Annotated in this window: 15 protein-coding genes and 7 tRNA genes; 4 read left to right on the forward strand and 18 right to left on the reverse strand. The window is 43.3% G+C overall.

The window, feature by feature from the left end; translation table 11 throughout:
• Window positions 1-271 precede the first annotated feature (271 nt).
• The 6 genes from CSV80_RS16290 to CSV80_RS16315 all read right to left on the reverse strand — a co-directional run bounded on the left by CSV80_RS16290 (window position 272) and on the right by CSV80_RS16315 (window position 4,106).
• Window positions 272-1,063: an alpha/beta hydrolase family protein gene (locus tag CSV80_RS16290; protein ID WP_099671705.1), complete on the reverse strand. Its 792-nt coding sequence runs from the start codon at window positions 1,061-1,063 to the stop codon at window positions 272-274.
• A complete protein-coding gene (locus CSV80_RS16295) occupies window positions 1,047-1,514 on the reverse strand; it encodes an NUDIX hydrolase (RefSeq protein ID WP_099671704.1) in 468 nt (155 codons plus the stop codon). The genes CSV80_RS16290 and CSV80_RS16295 overlap by 17 nt, the downstream gene beginning before the upstream one ends.
• A gap of 48 nt (window positions 1,515-1,562) precedes the next feature.
• A complete protein-coding gene (locus CSV80_RS16300; RefSeq protein WP_037562276.1) occupies window positions 1,563-1,877 on the reverse strand; it encodes a hypothetical protein in 315 nt (104 codons plus the stop codon).
• 101 nt (window positions 1,878-1,978) lie between these two features.
• Window positions 1,979-3,304: an NAD-dependent malic enzyme gene (locus CSV80_RS16305; protein WP_099671703.1), complete on the reverse strand. Its 1,326-nt coding sequence runs from the start codon at window positions 3,302-3,304 to the stop codon at window positions 1,979-1,981.
• 107 nt (window positions 3,305-3,411) lie between these two features.
• On the reverse strand, window positions 3,412-3,591 hold the full coding sequence (locus tag CSV80_RS16310) for a putative motility protein (RefSeq protein ID WP_099671702.1): 180 nt from the start codon (window positions 3,589-3,591) through the stop codon (window positions 3,412-3,414).
• A 65-nt stretch (window positions 3,592-3,656) separates the two neighbouring features.
• Window positions 3,657-4,106, reverse strand: coding sequence for a Dps family protein (locus CSV80_RS16315; RefSeq protein ID WP_029055126.1), 450 nt, complete (start codon window positions 4,104-4,106; stop codon window positions 3,657-3,659).
• Window positions 4,107-4,200: 94 nt separating this feature from the next.
• On the opposite strand from CSV80_RS16315, the gene yidD reads away from it, so the two are divergent.
• Both yidD and CSV80_RS16325 read left to right on the forward strand, forming a co-directional pair.
• Entirely contained in the window at window positions 4,201-4,443 is a 243-nt protein-coding gene (gene yidD, locus CSV80_RS16320) for a membrane protein insertion efficiency factor YidD (RefSeq protein ID WP_099671701.1), read from the forward strand.
• An 83-nt stretch (window positions 4,444-4,526) separates the two neighbouring features.
• Entirely contained in the window at window positions 4,527-5,483 is a 957-nt protein-coding gene (locus CSV80_RS16325; protein WP_099671700.1) for a metal ABC transporter solute-binding protein, Zn/Mn family, read from the forward strand.
• 25 nt (window positions 5,484-5,508) lie between these two features.
• On the opposite strand, the gene CSV80_RS16330 is transcribed toward CSV80_RS16325, so the two are convergent.
• The 5 genes from CSV80_RS16330 to CSV80_RS16350 all read right to left on the reverse strand — a co-directional run bounded on the left by CSV80_RS16330 (window position 5,509) and on the right by CSV80_RS16350 (window position 11,756).
• Entirely contained in the window at window positions 5,509-6,945 is a 1,437-nt protein-coding gene (locus CSV80_RS16330; protein ID WP_199084005.1) for an o-succinylbenzoate--CoA ligase, read from the reverse strand.
• Window positions 6,946-7,012: 67 nt separating this feature from the next.
• Window positions 7,013-7,831 carry a 1,4-dihydroxy-2-naphthoyl-CoA synthase gene (gene menB / locus CSV80_RS16335; protein ID WP_029055123.1) on the reverse strand — a complete coding sequence of 273 codons (819 nt, stop codon included), beginning with the start codon at window positions 7,829-7,831 and terminating at the stop codon, window positions 7,013-7,015.
• Between the two features lie 20 nt (window positions 7,832-7,851).
• Window positions 7,852-8,676 (reverse strand): 2-succinyl-6-hydroxy-2,4-cyclohexadiene-1-carboxylate synthase, encoded by an 825-nt coding sequence (gene menH, locus CSV80_RS16340; protein WP_099671699.1) that lies wholly within the window; start codon window positions 8,674-8,676, stop codon window positions 7,852-7,854.
• The gene (gene menD, locus CSV80_RS16345; protein WP_099671698.1) at window positions 8,666-10,387 is read right to left on the reverse strand and encodes a 2-succinyl-5-enolpyruvyl-6-hydroxy-3-cyclohexene-1-carboxylic-acid synthase; all 1,722 of its coding nucleotides are present in this window, start codon (window positions 10,385-10,387) and stop codon (window positions 8,666-8,668) included. Before menD ends, menH begins: the two co-directional genes overlap by 11 nt.
• Window positions 10,380-11,756, reverse strand: coding sequence for an isochorismate synthase (locus tag CSV80_RS16350; RefSeq protein ID WP_099671697.1), 1,377 nt, complete (start codon window positions 11,754-11,756; stop codon window positions 10,380-10,382). Before CSV80_RS16350 ends, menD begins: the two co-directional genes overlap by 8 nt.
• A gap of 237 nt (window positions 11,757-11,993) precedes the next feature.
• Here CSV80_RS16350 and CSV80_RS16355 point away from each other — a divergent pair, with 237 nt between their 5' ends.
• Window positions 11,994-12,905, forward strand: coding sequence for a 1,4-dihydroxy-2-naphthoate polyprenyltransferase (locus CSV80_RS16355; RefSeq protein WP_099671696.1), 912 nt, complete (start codon window positions 11,994-11,996; stop codon window positions 12,903-12,905).
• Window positions 12,906-13,052: 147 nt separating this feature from the next.
• A complete protein-coding gene (locus CSV80_RS16360) occupies window positions 13,053-13,802 on the forward strand; it encodes a TraR/DksA C4-type zinc finger protein (protein WP_233190887.1) in 750 nt (249 codons plus the stop codon).
• Window positions 13,803-14,090: 288 nt separating this feature from the next.
• Here the strand turns inward: CSV80_RS16360 and CSV80_RS16365 are convergent.
• From CSV80_RS16365 to CSV80_RS16395, 7 genes are all read right to left on the reverse strand, one after another.
• Window positions 14,091-14,162: transfer RNA gene (locus CSV80_RS16365), tRNA-Glu, on the reverse strand.
• A gap of 7 nt (window positions 14,163-14,169) precedes the next feature.
• Window positions 14,170-14,260 (reverse strand) — tRNA-Ser (locus CSV80_RS16370).
• Window positions 14,261-14,266: 6 nt separating this feature from the next.
• Window positions 14,267-14,341, reverse strand: a tRNA-Asn gene (locus CSV80_RS16375).
• A 1-nt stretch (window position 14,342) separates the two neighbouring features.
• Window positions 14,343-14,419, reverse strand: a tRNA-Ile gene (locus CSV80_RS16380).
• Window positions 14,420-14,423: 4 nt separating this feature from the next.
• Window positions 14,424-14,497 (reverse strand) — tRNA-Gly (locus CSV80_RS16385).
• Window positions 14,498-14,502: 5 nt separating this feature from the next.
• Window positions 14,503-14,578, reverse strand: a tRNA-Phe gene (locus CSV80_RS16390).
• A 47-nt stretch (window positions 14,579-14,625) separates the two neighbouring features.
• Window positions 14,626-14,701: transfer RNA gene (locus tag CSV80_RS16395), tRNA-Asp, on the reverse strand.
• Between the last annotated feature and the right edge of the window lie 22 nt (window positions 14,702-14,723).

Below are 14,723 nucleotides of genomic sequence, written 5' to 3' on the forward strand. Positions count from 1 at the left end.
TAAAAGCTCAGTAGCACACAGTCGCTGGTTATCATCTACTATAAAACACAACCTAACTTCTCCCCCCGTAGCAGCGCAGGCACAACTGCGGGGTAGGCCGTGGCCATGAGACAACTGGTAGCACTATCGCCAGTTGGCTTATGGCTGTAGGCAATCCCCCACGTGCCTGCGCGGGTCCAAAGCATGACACTCGCTACTTTCAATACCAAATACTAAATCGAGTAACGACCAAGAATAGCTGATCAAACACATTTAACCTAGCCTATCCACTTCATTGCCTCTTCATCCAATCCACTGCATCTTTCACAAGTTTCCGGTTCATTTCAGGAGGAATATAATGCGTGTAGCCTTCTAAGTACCAAGTTTCAAATTCTTTATTCTCATCACGCAATGCATTCTCCAGCAATAATGCCTGTTCAAAAGACACATTCGTATCGAGTGTTCCATGAATAATCAGTGTCGGAATATCGATATCTTCCGTTCGGAACAATGCTGTTCTCTCACGATACGCATCTGGTTGATTATTCGGCGTTCCACCAATGACACGCTTCATCATCCTGCGCATGTCCTGTCGCTCTTTGTACGTGAATATCACGTCTGAGACTCCTGCCCATGTCACCATGGAAGTTAAATCATCGCGCATAATGGCCGTCCATAATGCCATGATTCCACCTCTCGAAAAAGAAAACAGATGAATGCGATCTGAGTTGACAGCACGTTGCTGTTTGAGTACTTCTACTCCTACTACTGCATCATTGCGATCTTCTCCAGCAAATTCATCCTTCCCTTCACCACCACGATTTCCGCGATAGTAAGGGGCGAACACGACAAGCCCATAGGAGGCAAATTGTGCAATACGTGCCGGTCTAACCATTCCCACATGTTGTATGCCTCCACGTAAATAAAGCAAGCCATCATACCGTCCTTTTGCTTTTGGTGTTGCAAGCAGCCCTTTTACATGCAAGCCATCGGAGCTATAGGTAATTTCTTCCAGTGTGACTTGTGGGTTTGGTGAAGGATAGTCTTTTCTTCGAATGATTTGACCATCAGTTTGTTCCATCATTCGCTTCCACCCACTTCCTAAGTTCACCCATTCCACGATCTTTCATATGAAAGCTGAGTTCTTTACAGGCGTTCAGTTCAGCGTCTGTCATCCACACCGCTCCTTCGGTTTCCATTAATGTAAAGTCTTTTTCCACATGTATAATATCACCTGTGAACACGGCTTTGCAGAACGGCGGATCCGTAAAGACGACGTACTCGGCAAATGAATGAACGTTATCTATAGTGACTCCTGTCTCTTCCCTTGTTTCCCGAATGGCAGCTTGTTCAATTGTCTCTCCCGGTTCCGCTTTTCCACCTGGGAACTCCATACCGCGAATTCTATGTTTGGTCAATAACCAATGATTATCGTGCTTTATCACAACTAGCACATGGCGAGATTCGATTTGATGTGAATTGGGTCCAAAAGTCAATTCGACATTGGCTCCCTGTAAATCTTCAAATTTCAGCAATATGGATCACGTCCTTTCCTCTAGTGTAGCGGAAAGGTTAGTGAAAATTCAACGAAACAGCGGTAGTTGCTCGATAAAACGTTTGGATTCATCATCGGTGTATTCATGAATCAAGGCAAAGATTTTCTTCAAGCGTAAATCCACTTTGTCATTGTCTTGATCATAGTGATAGGGAATATACGGTAAATGGGACCGCAAAAAGTTTTGAAATTCCAGCTGTTCCATTTGAGAAAATAATTTTTCGAATACAGGATATGCTTCTCTTGTAACTTCTACTTTGTATTCCCATGTCGAAGCGTGAGGGTCTGTGAGAACCATTTTGTGATTAATTGATATATACATCGGATATTTTTCTTCTATCATAATCATCCTACTTTCTTTTTTACGTAGGATACCTCGTAATGAAGAATTTATTCTGCACAAAAAACCTATTAACGGTATTTAGTTAATAGGTCATCGAATGATTATTCATTTTCTTGTTCTTCATACACTACCTTTTCAACTGCCAACGCTACGTTAATGTGTACATTTGGATCTAATGGATGTGGTACTAAATCGTCACGCTTTGTGCTTTCCACGATCGCCAGAGCTGCAGCAATGAGCATTGGGTACGTGATGGATTTTGCATTGGCATTAAGCGCACCTCGAAAGATCCCGGGGAAACCCAGAACGTTATTGACTAAACGGCCATCAGCCGCATAGGCCGCGCCTGCTTCTAATGCGATTTCTGGGGAAATTTCTGCATTTGGATTAGATAAAGCTAAGATGATTTGTCCTTCCCGAATCATTTCTGGCTTGATTAGATTAGCAACACCAGTTGTCGCGATAACCAAATCACATGTCTCCATAATTTCTTCCATTGTTTCGACAACAGTACCGCCATACTTCGCTAACATCTCTTTAGCATGAGGATTGGGATCTGTTCCTTTCATTTCTGCTACACCATATGCCATAAACATACGACTAATGGCTAAGCCTGCTGCACCAAGACCGATTTGTCCGACTGAAGCATTAGCCAGCTCCACTCCGACATGTTTACATGCTGTGAGCGCTGCTGCCAATGCAACGACTGCTGTGCCGTGCTGATCATCATGCATAACAGGAATCGGTAATTCTTTTTTCAAACGCTCTTCGATTTCAAAGCAATGCGGGGACCCGATATCTTCCAGTAAGATCGCACCAAAGCCTTGATGAATATGTTTGACTGTTTCTACGACTTCATCAGTATCACTCGTATCAAGTAAAATCGGAATGCCACTAATTCCAACAAATTGATCAAACAAAACAGCTTTCCCTTCCATGACAGGCATACCAGCTACAGGGCCAATATCTCCAAGTCCTAAAATAGCCGTACCATCTGTCACGATTGCTACTGTATTTGAAATACCTGTGAAGTAATTTGCCTGTTCGGGATCTTCCTGAATAGTTTTGCATACACTTGCTACACCCGGTGTATACACTCTTCGTAAATCTGCAAGTGAACGGATTTCATGTGTGGCTTTCATATGAATTTTTCCACCTTCATGCATTTGCAGTACATCATCTGTAACAGCTTGAACTTTAATACCTTGTTTCAAGTTCTCGATCGCCACAACTATTTCAGCCATATGCTCTTGATCATTGCATTGTAGCGCGATTTCTCTAATCGTGGAAAGCGTTCCTACTTTAATCGTCTGGATGTCACCGATATCTCCATTTAGCTGACCGATTGCCATAGTTACCTTGCCAAGATTCCCGGGTTTAGAAGGGGTTTCAATAATTAAATTCCGCAAAAACTGTCCTTGAGCCATCTTCAATCTACCTCCTACTATGTCTAATTTCATATATTTTAACGGGATCTTTGCTTACGTTCATAAAAAAACACACATCTCTCATCATATGAGATGTGTGTCCCCTATCAAGCCTTGATATCAATAGAAGCGCCCTTTGTTGGATGCGCAATAGGTTGATTTTCGAGGCTGTTCAACATATCATTCATAGCAGAAGTTTCCATTGAAAGGGCTTTGTTCATGACGCTCATTTGAACGGTTGATTGCAAACTTCTCAACTGGCTGGACATAATTGAATTGATATCCATGTCGTTCAACTCCTCTCTGGTATTCACTTCTTACTATCGGCTAATATCTTGATGAATGAAGGGATTTACTCGTTTGTTTCGCCAAGAAATGCATTTAACATCCACTGATGCTTCTCGACGCTCTGGTAAACCGCATTCAACATATCTTCCGTCATATCATCTGAATCCTTCGAGGCAAGTTCCATACCTTTTTTCAATGACTTCATCGTCTTATCGAAGTCATCTACTAATGTTTGCACCATATCATTCGCTTTTTCTGTGCCTTTTGCTTCGTCGACAACAGATTCAGACAAATGCTGTGATAGTGTTGCAGTCGGTTCACCGCCTAAAGTTAGCACGCGCTCCGCGATTTCATCCATATGCACTGTTGCTTCATTGTATAATTCTTCAAATTTAGCGTGCAATGTGAAGAAATGACTACCTTTTACATACCAGTGATAGTTATGAAGTTTCGCATACAACACCGACCATGTAGATACTTGTTTGTTTAGCTCTTGAATTAATTCTTTAGACATAAAAAAACACTCCTCTAATCGTTTTATGCTTCTCTCTTTTAATTTACCACATATATAGGTAAACTAAACCTTATTACGTCTGAAGGTGATGGAAATGCTAAAGAAAGTATTAATACAACTGATCCGCTTCTACCAGAAATTTATTTCTCCCCTATCGCCGCCCTCTTGTCGATTTCATCCGACTTGTTCACATTACGGAATGGAAGCAATTGAGACGCATGGAGCGCTAAAAGGTAGTTGGCTTGCGGTAATGCGGATTTTAAAATGTCATCCATTTCATAAAGGTGGATTTGATCCGGTACCTCCCAAAAAAACGAATAAAAATAAGCCGTACTAGGTTGCAAACATATAGCATATCTTGTATGATGAGAAAATAATCTAAATAGTAATCATTCCGATTACGTAACGGAGGCTTTTCTAATGAAAAATCGTTTGCTGTTGCTAGGTGCCGCTTTGCTGCTCGTGTTAAGTGGTTGTACCAATTCTGCAACGACTGAATCGGATGATTCCTCATCCGATAAATTACTCGTCTATACGACAGTCTACCCATTGCAATATTTCACTGAACGCATTGGTGGAGAGTATGTTGACGTCAAATCCATCTATCCGCCTGGCACAGATGAACACGTCTTTGAACCTACACAGAAAGATATGATGGCCTTAGCAAAGGGAGATTTATTCTTCTATATCGGACTTGGTCTTGAAGGTTTTGTACAAAAGACAGAGAAAACGTTGCAGAATGAAGATGTTCAGTTTGTTCCGATTGCCGATTATATTGATCCTGAGGAATTGGAAGGTGGACATTCCCACGAACATGGAGAAGAAGAGCATGAATATCATGGGCATGAAGATGCGATCGATCCACACGTTTGGATATCTCCTTATCTTAGTACGAAGCTTGCAGAGAAAATTACGCAAGAGTTGTCGGATGAATTGCCAGAGCATGCAGAGTCTTTTAAAAAGAATTTTGATAGGTTATATGATGAATTAGAAGTATTGGATCGCGGATTTAAAACAATGGCTGATGACGCACCTAACAAAACATTCTTCGTGTCTCATGCTGCATTTGGCTACTTGGCAGACGCTTATGGGTTACAGCAACTTGCAGTATCCGGTCTTGATTCCCAGAATGAACCGTCACAAAAAGAATTGGCCTCTCTTGTAAAAGATGCAAAAGAACAAGACATTCAGTATATTTTATTTGAACAAAATGTCAGCTCAAAATTGGCTGATGTCATTAAAAAAGAACTGAATGCCGAAGCGCTTACTTTGCATAATTTAAGTGTACTTACTGAAGAAGATATTCAAAAGAAAGAAACGTACTTTTCTCTTATGGAACAAAATCTAGAAGTACTGAAAAAAGCATTAGGGAACTAACAGTGGACGAATACTCCACTGTTTTTTATAGCCATTTTTTCAATTCGAACCGCATCAGTTTATTTGATGCATTACGTGGCAGTTGCTCTACGAATCGAAATTCTTTTGGTAGTTTATAGCGTGCTAGACGTTCGGAACAGAAATCCAACAGTTCATCTTCATTAACTGAACCAACGAGGAATGCAACAGGTACTTGCCCCCACTCCGTATCTTCTTTACCACATACGCCCGCTTCCCTTATAGCAGGATGCGCTAGCAAAACATTTTCAATCTCGGCAGGATAAATATTCTCCCCACCTGAAATAATCAAATCAGCACGTCGATCGACGATGAATAAATAGCCTTCCTCGTCAAGATAGCCAGCATCTCCTGTAGCGAGCCAACCGTCTTCGGTCAGCGCATTGCGTGTACTCTGGCTTCCAATATAACCTGGCGTCACGTGTGGACCTTTTATGAGCACTTCACCTACTTCACCCGGTTGAACAGTATCTTTAATTGCAATTTGATTGAAAAATAACGGTTTTCCCGCTGAACCTACTTTTCGCGCGGCATCAGCTTTTCCAAGTGTTGTCGTTTGCGAACACGTTTCAGTCATGCCATAAGTCTGAAGTATCGGTAATCCACACGCAGTCGCGCGATCCAAATAGTCCAGTGGCACAGGTCCGCCGCCAACGAGCATCGTACGGAATAGTGGATGTGCTTTGCTATCAGTTGCTTCCATCACCCGAACAATTTGATCTAATGTCAGGGCAACGACCGACATGGCCGTTACGTGCCCTGCTATAATTTGCGCAGCAGCTACTTTTGCATCAAATTTTTCGTACAAGCGCATTTCCATTCCGTAGATCACTGAGCGAATGACAATCGATAGTCCACTTATGTGGAATAACGGCATCATACAAAGCCATGAATCTTTATCCGTCAATCCGAGATTCAGCGCAGATGCGAGTGCGCTCGACGTATGATTACCTGCTGTCTGTCGAACTCCTTTAGGTACGCCTGTAGTGCCCGAAGTGTACATAATCGAAAGCGTCTGATCTTCAGTCCACTGTTCCAGTATAATGAATTCTTTTCGATCAGACTCTCGAACTGCAGAATAAAATAAGCTCTTGATGTCATCCAATTCCGGAGGTGTCTGTATTTGATCATCTACAAGTACAAGTTTGGCTTCGGAATCACGTACTTGCCAGCGTAATTCCTGTTCTGTCAGCCGATTGTTCAGACAGACTACTTCCACACTTAATAACCAGCATGCATGGATGAAAAGTACCGTTTGGTCATTAGAATGACTAAGCAACGCAACCCTGCTATTTGACTGAACTCCAAGATGATGAAGTTGTTGTGCGATTTCAAGGGATTGTTCATATAGTTCGCGGTATGACCAGTGTCCTTGCCCAGTAACTAAAGCGGATGCGTCAGGCGTCAATTTCGCCCGTTGCATAAGCCAATTAGGGATCATCATAAGTAATTCCTCCAATTAAAAATTTACGTAATGAAAAAGCTGCCCCAATTAGGCAGCTTTCATTTATTTAAGGGAAACGTGGGAATTGATCGAAGTCTGGTTTGCGTTTTTCTTTAAACGCGTCGCGTCCTTCTTTCGCTTCATCCGTTGTGTAATATAGCAATGTTGCATCTCCAGCCAATTGCTGAAGTCCTGCCAAACCGTCTGTATCGGCATTCATTGCCGCTTTCAAGAAGCGAAGTGCAGTTGGACTCTTGCCTAGCATTTCTTCACACCATTGAACCGTTTCGTCTTCCAGCTGCTCGTAAGGAACGACTGTGTTGACTAAGCCCATATCGAGTGCTTCTTGCGCGTCGTATTGACGGCATAGGTACCAAATTTCACGTGCTTTCTTGTGGCCTACAATGCGCGCGAGGTATCCTGAACCATATCCTGCGTCAAACGAGCCTACAGTAGGTCCTGTTTGTCCGAAACGTGCATTGTCTGCAGCAATCGTCAAGTCACACACTACGTGTAACACGTGACCGCCACCGATTGCGTATCCTGCAACCATTGCGACAACTGGCTTTGGAATAACGCGAATCAAGCGTTGAAGATCTAAGACGTTCAAGCGTGGAATTTCGTCGTCTCCGACATATCCACCGTGACCACGAACAGATTGATCGCCTCCTGAACAGAAAGCTTTCTCTCCTTCACCTGTTAACACGATAACTCCAATTCGTTGATCATCTCTTGCGCGTGAAAATGCATCAATCAATTCCATTACAGTTTTTGGACGGAATGCGTTGCGCACTTCCGGACGATTAATCGTGATTTTTGCGATACCATTGTACATTTCGTACTTGATATCATCATATGTACGAAGCGTTTCCCATTGACGGGTCATAATAAATTCCTCCTCGATTTTTACACTGTTTTCAGATAGCTCTTTATCATTGTAGCAAATTGTTGAGGTTTTTCCACGTGAATTGCATGCCCAGCATCTTTTATCGTTTCATGCCGCGCATTTGGCAGGCTTTTCATCATTTCCTGCGCAATATTTTCAAATTTCTCGTCTTCACTACCGGTAAGCAATAACACAGGAAGTGAAAGTTGCTCAAGCGCTTGCCAGTAGGAAGGCTGACTACCCGTTCCAATCCCTCGTAAACTGTTTGCTAAACCTGTCGGTCGTTGATTGAGGCGTTCAGCGCGCACTGCTTGCTGTTGTGATTCAGACAACTTCTTCTGTGAATGAAACAACGGAATTTCCTGCCAAAAGTCGACGAATTCTATCATCCCTTGTCGTTCTATCCTATCTGCAAGCTTGGCATCAGCTGTTCGCCTTGCGAGCTGCTGTTCTGACGTACGCAGGCCTGGTGAACTGCTCTCAAGAACCAAACTCGTTACCTCTTCAGGATACGTTGCAGTATAGCCTAAGGCGACACGGCCCCCCATCGAGTAACCGATTAAGATCGGTTTCTTAATTTCAAGCTTCTGCAAGACTTCATACAAATCCTTTATTTGTTCTTCCATCTTGTAACGGTTCATCGTTTCAGGCGCTTCCGTCTTGCCGTGTCCAATTAAATCGACTGCTAGTACATAATAATCCGTCATAAGCACTTCAATCGTTTTCTGCCAAGTAGCTGTTGAACCTGTGAAACCATGCAACATGACGACTGCCGGTAATTGCTCATTTCCGTACCGTGCAACGTGTGTATTAATACCTCTGATCGTCAATACTTCAGTCGCCAATGTGTTCCACCCTCTTCGCAATTTCCCGCCACACAGAGCGATGCGCTTCCACATTGTCAGCACGCACTGTCGCCACTTCAATAATTCGTAGATTAGCCGTTTTATCTGTTTGCATCGCCTGTTCAAATGCTAGCGTCGTATCAACCGCATCATATTGCGCTTCATACATCGCTGCGATATGATGGAACGTTAAATTAGTTGGTGTCCCAAATAACTGCTCATAATAGTGTTCAATAGAAGCTTGCGGCAAATAGGAGAAAATCCCGCCACCATTATTATTAATTAAAACAATCGTCAAATCGGTTTGCTGTAGACGTGAAATAATCAGTCCATTGACGTCATGCAAAAACGCCAAATCTCCAATTAATAAATACGTCTTACGTTTACGGCCTTCTTGAATACCAAGAGCAGTCGAAACTACCCCATCAATTCCATTTGTCCCTCTATTGCAGAACAATGAAATATCACGGTTCGTCTTTTTGAAATGAGTATCTAAGTCTCGAATCGGCATACTGCTGCTGCAGACTACATCCGAGTGGTCCGGTAGATTGGCAATGAATTGACGAACAAAGTGACCTTCATCTTGATGGAAATGTTGATCTTCATTCATTACGTCTATGGAAATTTGATTGGCTTCAGTCCATTGGTTCGTATACTCAGTCCGCTCGCAAGGCACAGATATTTGCTGCCAAATACTCGCTGCACTCACTTGCAAATGATGAGTAGTTAGACCAATCGGGTCACGATAATTTGGTGAATCATCCACCACAATATACGTTTCTGGACAAGCCTTCTTTAAAAACAAGAGTAATGGTTTAGAAATGGGCTGCGGGCCGAATCGTATGACGCAATCAGGTCGCATCTTTTCGGCAAACACTTCACTTTTTAGCAACGCATCATACTGATCAATACAAAGGTTATCACAATCTGTCGGTACTTGTGAGCGCAGATTGGATAACGGATCACATAGTACGGGCCATTGAAGTGCTTTAGCAAACTGCCAGAAACGCTCTTTATCTAGAGTAGTCGCTGACTCGCCCATGACAAGTATGCCTTTTTTAGATTGCGTAATGGACGTTTCAAGTATTGTTTTCATTTCTTCCGTTACAGCCAAATCCCCTACTAACTGTTGCTGGAACCGACTGACAGGCGCGGTTGCTTGTAAATCAATTAGTAGAGGTTCTCGAAATGGTACATTCAAGTGCACAGGTCCTTGTGGAGCAGTTTTCGCAACAGAAAGAAGTCTAACTGCACGTTGTTCCATGTACCGTAAAATGTCTTCTCGATTTTCAGGCATAGGAAAATCGACGCTATCTTTGACGTGTTCCCCAAACATACGAATTTGATCAATCGCTTGTGGAGCCCCAACTTCACGTAATTCATGCGGACGATCCGCTGTGATGACGATCAACGGCAATCTTGCATAAAACGCTTCAGTAATTGCAGGATGATAGTTCGATGCTGCTGTTCCTGATGTACATAGTAAAACAACTGGCTGCCCAGTTGCCTTCACTAATCCGAGTGCGTAAAAAGCGGCTGAACGCTCATCGGTATGCATATAGGTCTGCATGTCCTTAGAATTCATAAATGCATACGCAAGCGGTGTCGATCTAGAACCTGGACTAATAACCGCCCTTTTCGCTCCTTGTCGTATAAGGGTATCCGTTAAGCGAAGCACATAACTCGTTAATCCTGTTTCGTGATCATTCATGTAAACGGCCTCCGAGTGCGCGTAACACAGGACGAAATTTCACCCATGTTTCCGCATATTCTTCCAATGGTGTAGAATCGGCTACAATACCGCCACCAGCATACAAATACGCTTCATTACCAGTTAGCAGACCAGAACGGATCGCTACCGCAAATTCTCCATTGCCCGCAGAATCCGCCCAGCCAATCGGTCCAGCATAAAAGCCTCGATCCATTTGCTCTTCTTCACGAATGATTTCGAGCGCTTTCTGCCGTGGAACCCCACCTAAAGCAGGTGTCGGATGAAGTGCTTCCACTAGACGGAATATATCCATGTCGTCCGCAAGCTCTCCCTCAACCGGTGTGAATAAATGCTGTATATCTCGTACCTTTAAAAGTTTTGGTGTTCTATTGACTCGCAATGATGTGCAAAATTCCGCAAAGACTTCTGTAATCATATCGACTACATACTGATGTTCTTCACGATTTTTCTTATCTCGTAATAACACTTCTCCAAGTCGTTGGTCTTCTTGAGACGTCTTTCCGCGTTCAATAGAACCTGCCACACACGCTGAATACGCATGCCCCTTAGAAATTTCAACCAAGCGTTCAGGGGTTGCACCGAAGAACATCTCATCGCCAATTTGCAGGCCAAAGTGGTAACTTGCAGACTGTTCATTCGTAATTGTATGCAATGCAGCAGCCTTTCGGAATTCTTCTTCAAACGTCAATTTAATTTTACGTGCAATGACTACTTTCTCTGCCTCTTGCGCTTTAATATGCGATGTCACATGCTCTACAGCGTCCATATAGCGGTCCGTAGCCAATTCTGTTTGGTTGATCACGTCCGGCTTTCCTTGGAACGTAAATTCGTCAACCTGTGCAATATGGATCAAGCGGTCACGTTCTTGACGCAATGCTTCAAAGTCTTCTGCCGCTTGCGGTTCTTCCGTAATATAATTAATCGACACATACGTTTTGCCTTTTTCAATTTTCAATTGGAATAAAGGCACAGTGAAATAAGCGGCTGGAAAAGCACTCCACTCATCATCTTGGCGTGTATGAGGATCAAAAGAAAATCCTCCAAACAACACCGGATCGATATCTTTTTCTTCCTTAATCAATCCTTCACATAACGTTGCCCATTGTGAAGATATCGAATGAAAGCGGTCTTTCTCCGCTGTTAAAACTGTAGCCTGACCTAAACCGACAAGTTTTACTGTCTTGTCTGCATTCTGCCAGAAGAAACGATGCTCACCATAATGTGAAAGACCTGCTTCAAAAAAAGCAAGCGGACTTAACGTTTCTACTTCCAATGTTTCCGTAAAAAAACGAGAATCAGCGCCTGTTGCCGGAACCGTCTTTTCTCGATCGGTTAATTTCCGAATCATCCCACTCTCTCCTTCTCATCATGCTATATGTTTTTCGACAATTTACGTTCAGACATACTTACTCCGAACGATAAGTACCTCTATTCTAGCACATTGGACGCTGTACTTAATATATAATGTCTCGCTGTATAGAAGAGCATTCGACAATTATTTTTAATGGTTGTCTGTACTTACCTAACTGCTTGTTTTTGTTGTATACTATCAGATGATGACTACATGTATAAGGAGAGATTACCCGTGCAACACACTATAGAAACCGATACCGGCTGGCGAGTTTGGTGGCAACTGACACGCCCTCACACATTGACTGCCGCATTTGCACCCGTCTTTTTAGGTACCATGATTGCCCTACAATACGGTCCACTTCATTTTCCACTATTTCTAGCGATGCTTGTAGCCAGTTTATTGCTGCAGATGGCCACAAATATGTTCAATGAATACTACGATTTCAAACGAGGACTCGATGATGAACACTCAATCGGTATTGGCGGTACGATCGTTCGAAACGGCGTACAGCCTAAAACCGTATTAAATCTAGCACTCATTCTGTATGGCTTATCTGTTCTCCTGGGCATTTACATTTGCATGGAAACTTCCTGGTGGTTAGCTGCCGTAGGTTCCGTTGCCATGCTGATTGGCTATTTATATACGGGTGGACCCTACCCGATTGCCTATACACCATTTGGCGAGCTCGTTTCTGGATTTGTTATGGGCATGCTATTGATCTTGATCGCATTCTATATCCAAACAGGAACTGTCACGGGCAACGCGATATTACTATCTGTCCCAAGCATGCTATTAGTCGGAGCCATTATGCTAGCAAATAATATTCGTGATATTGTACAGGATACTAAGGGTGGCAGAAAAACTATGGCGATTCTCGTAGGTCGAAATCATGCTGTGACGATATTGGCACTGTTTTTCATCATCTCCTATGTATGGATCATTGTACTGGTTGTGACAGGACATGTGTCTCCATGGGCATTACTCGTACTACTGAGCATCCCCAAACCGCTACATGCTACGAAAACTTTTCGCAAACATGAACAACCCATCCAAGTCATGCCAGCAATGAAGGATACTGGCGTTACCAATACGCTGTTCGGACTGCTTCTCGGTATCGGCATTCTCATTGCTCACTTCATCTGAATAAACCGCACCAACAACGTCCACACTAAAAAAGGTGGACGTTTTTTGTTGTAAAGGTTTACTCTAGCTTGTAAAAAGGGAAAGACTGAAATAAGAAAGCTTTCTCAGACTTCATGGGTAAACTAGGAAAGCCACATAGAAAGGGTCGTGACTACATTGTTAACAACTAAACAAATTCAACAACTCGAAAAAGAATTACGAGCTATGGAAGATCGTTTGACTGAAACGGATAATGAGACGGAAATCGTAAAGAATGCCCAGGAAGACGTAGGTGAATTATCGATGTATGATAATCACCCTGCTGACATGGGAACAGAACTATATGAACGTGAAAAGGACATGGCACTCAACACACATGCAGAAAGTGAACTGGAGAACGTCCAGAATGCACTACAAGCTATCAAAGAAGGCACGTACGGCACATGTGAAGTCTGTGGTAAGGAAATACAGTTTGAGCGCTTAGAAGCGATCCCTTACACTACTGTGTGTATCGAAGATGCGAAAAAAGATGTCCCAACTGATCGACCGGTTGAAGATGATTTATTAACCATGGCAGATCCGAATTCATTCGCTGCACGAAGAGAAGGTGATGCAATTGATTACGAGGATAGCTTCCAAGAAATCGCACAGTCCGGAACATCTGAAACCCCTTCCGACTTCTCCGGTAATAAAAATCGTGACTACGGGGATTTATATGATGAAGAAATGGATGATAGCGTAGAAGAATACGAAGAGTTTGCAGTATCCGACATTACAGGTGAACCAGCTGGCTTTGTGCGCAATGAAGAAGCGATAGAATATGAGGATGAGTTGGATGAAGAAGGAATTGAATCACCACTAGGCGATATCCCTTATAAAGAACGTGATAGCTATATTGACGCGGAGGAGGATAAATAATTCAAAAGAGTAAGTCCCACGAGCCTTGCTCGTGGGACTTACTCTTTTACATATGCTTTCATACTTTCATTCTATAGGTACAGTAGGCTTTGCTTAGTATTAACTGTCAGTTTGAGGATAGTAAGCAGTAGCATACAACTTCTATAAATAGGACGGCCATTTATATTTGTAGCACGATTCGACCCTATTGAAAAGCCTCTATATAACGCTCAGTTACTTCCTATATAATTTTTAAGTAAAGAATAGAAAAAAGGTATTGCACAGTTGTGCAATACCTTTTTGTATGTATGACCCCTACGGGATTCGAACCCGTGATACCGCCGTGAAAGGGCGGTGTCTTAACCGCTTGACCAAGGGGCCAAAATTATGGCGGAGAAGGAGGGATTCGAACCCTCGCACCGCTTTCGCGATCTACACCCTTAGCAGGGGCGCCTCTTGAGCCACTTGAGTACTTCCCCATAAAATGGCTCCGCAGGTAAGACTCGAACTTACGACCGATCGGTTAACAGCCGATTGCTCTACCACTGAGCTACTGCGGAATGGTGGGCCTAAGTGGACTCGAACCACCGACCTCACGCTTATCAGGCGTGCGCTCTAACCAGCTGAGCTATAGGCCCATATTGGAGCGGGTAGGGAGAATCGAACTCCCATCATCAGCTTGGAAGGCTGAGGTTTTACCACTAAACTATACCCGCATTCATGGTGGCTCAGGACGGAATCGAACCGCCGACACAAGGATTTTCAGTCCTTTGCTCTACCGACTGAGCTACTGAGCCACATTTGGTATTTCTAGAAAGACGCTTTTTGAAGCGTATGTATAAAATGGCGGTCCCGACGGGAATCGAACCCGCGATCTCCTGCGTGACAGGCAGGCATGTTAACCGCTACACCACGGGACCTTGGTTGCGGGGACAGGATTTG

This window comes from Sporosarcina sp. P12(2017), from assembly GCF_002743035.1.
In the GTDB taxonomy this organism is placed as follows: domain Bacteria; phylum Bacillota; class Bacilli; order Bacillales_A; family Planococcaceae; genus Sporosarcina; species Sporosarcina ureae.

What these genes read in the sequence shown, in the direction of transcription:
- menB (WP_029055123.1), bottom strand. Translation starts at nt 7,831, where the DNA reads ATGACCCGTCAATGGGAAACGCTTCGTACATATGATGATATCAAGTAC.
- CSV80_RS16330 (WP_199084005.1), bottom strand. Translation starts at nt 6,945, where the DNA reads ATGATGATCCCTAATTGGCTTATGCAACGGGCGAAATTGACGCCTGAC.
- menD (WP_099671698.1), bottom strand. Translation starts at nt 10,387, where the DNA reads ATGAATGATCACGAAACAGGATTAACGAGTTATGTGCTTCGCTTAACG.
- CSV80_RS16300 (WP_037562276.1), bottom strand. Translation starts at nt 1,877, where the DNA reads ATGATAGAAGAAAAATATCCGATGTATATATCAATTAATCACAAAATG.
- CSV80_RS16315 (WP_029055126.1), bottom strand. Translation starts at nt 4,106, where the DNA reads ATGTCTAAAGAATTAATTCAAGAGCTAAACAAACAAGTATCTACATGG.
- CSV80_RS16350 (WP_099671697.1), bottom strand. Translation starts at nt 11,756, where the DNA reads ATGATTCGGAAATTAACCGATCGAGAAAAGACGGTTCCGGCAACAGGC.
- yidD (WP_099671701.1), top strand. Translation starts at nt 4,201, where the DNA reads ATGCTAAAGAAAGTATTAATACAACTGATCCGCTTCTACCAGAAATTT.
- CSV80_RS16325 (WP_099671700.1), top strand. Translation starts at nt 4,527, where the DNA reads ATGAAAAATCGTTTGCTGTTGCTAGGTGCCGCTTTGCTGCTCGTGTTA.
- CSV80_RS16305 (WP_099671703.1), bottom strand. Translation starts at nt 3,304, where the DNA reads ATGGCTCAAGGACAGTTTTTGCGGAATTTAATTATTGAAACCCCTTCT.
- CSV80_RS16290 (WP_099671705.1), bottom strand. Translation starts at nt 1,063, where the DNA reads ATGATGGAACAAACTGATGGTCAAATCATTCGAAGAAAAGACTATCCT.
- CSV80_RS16310 (WP_099671702.1), bottom strand. Translation starts at nt 3,591, where the DNA reads ATGGATATCAATTCAATTATGTCCAGCCAGTTGAGAAGTTTGCAATCA.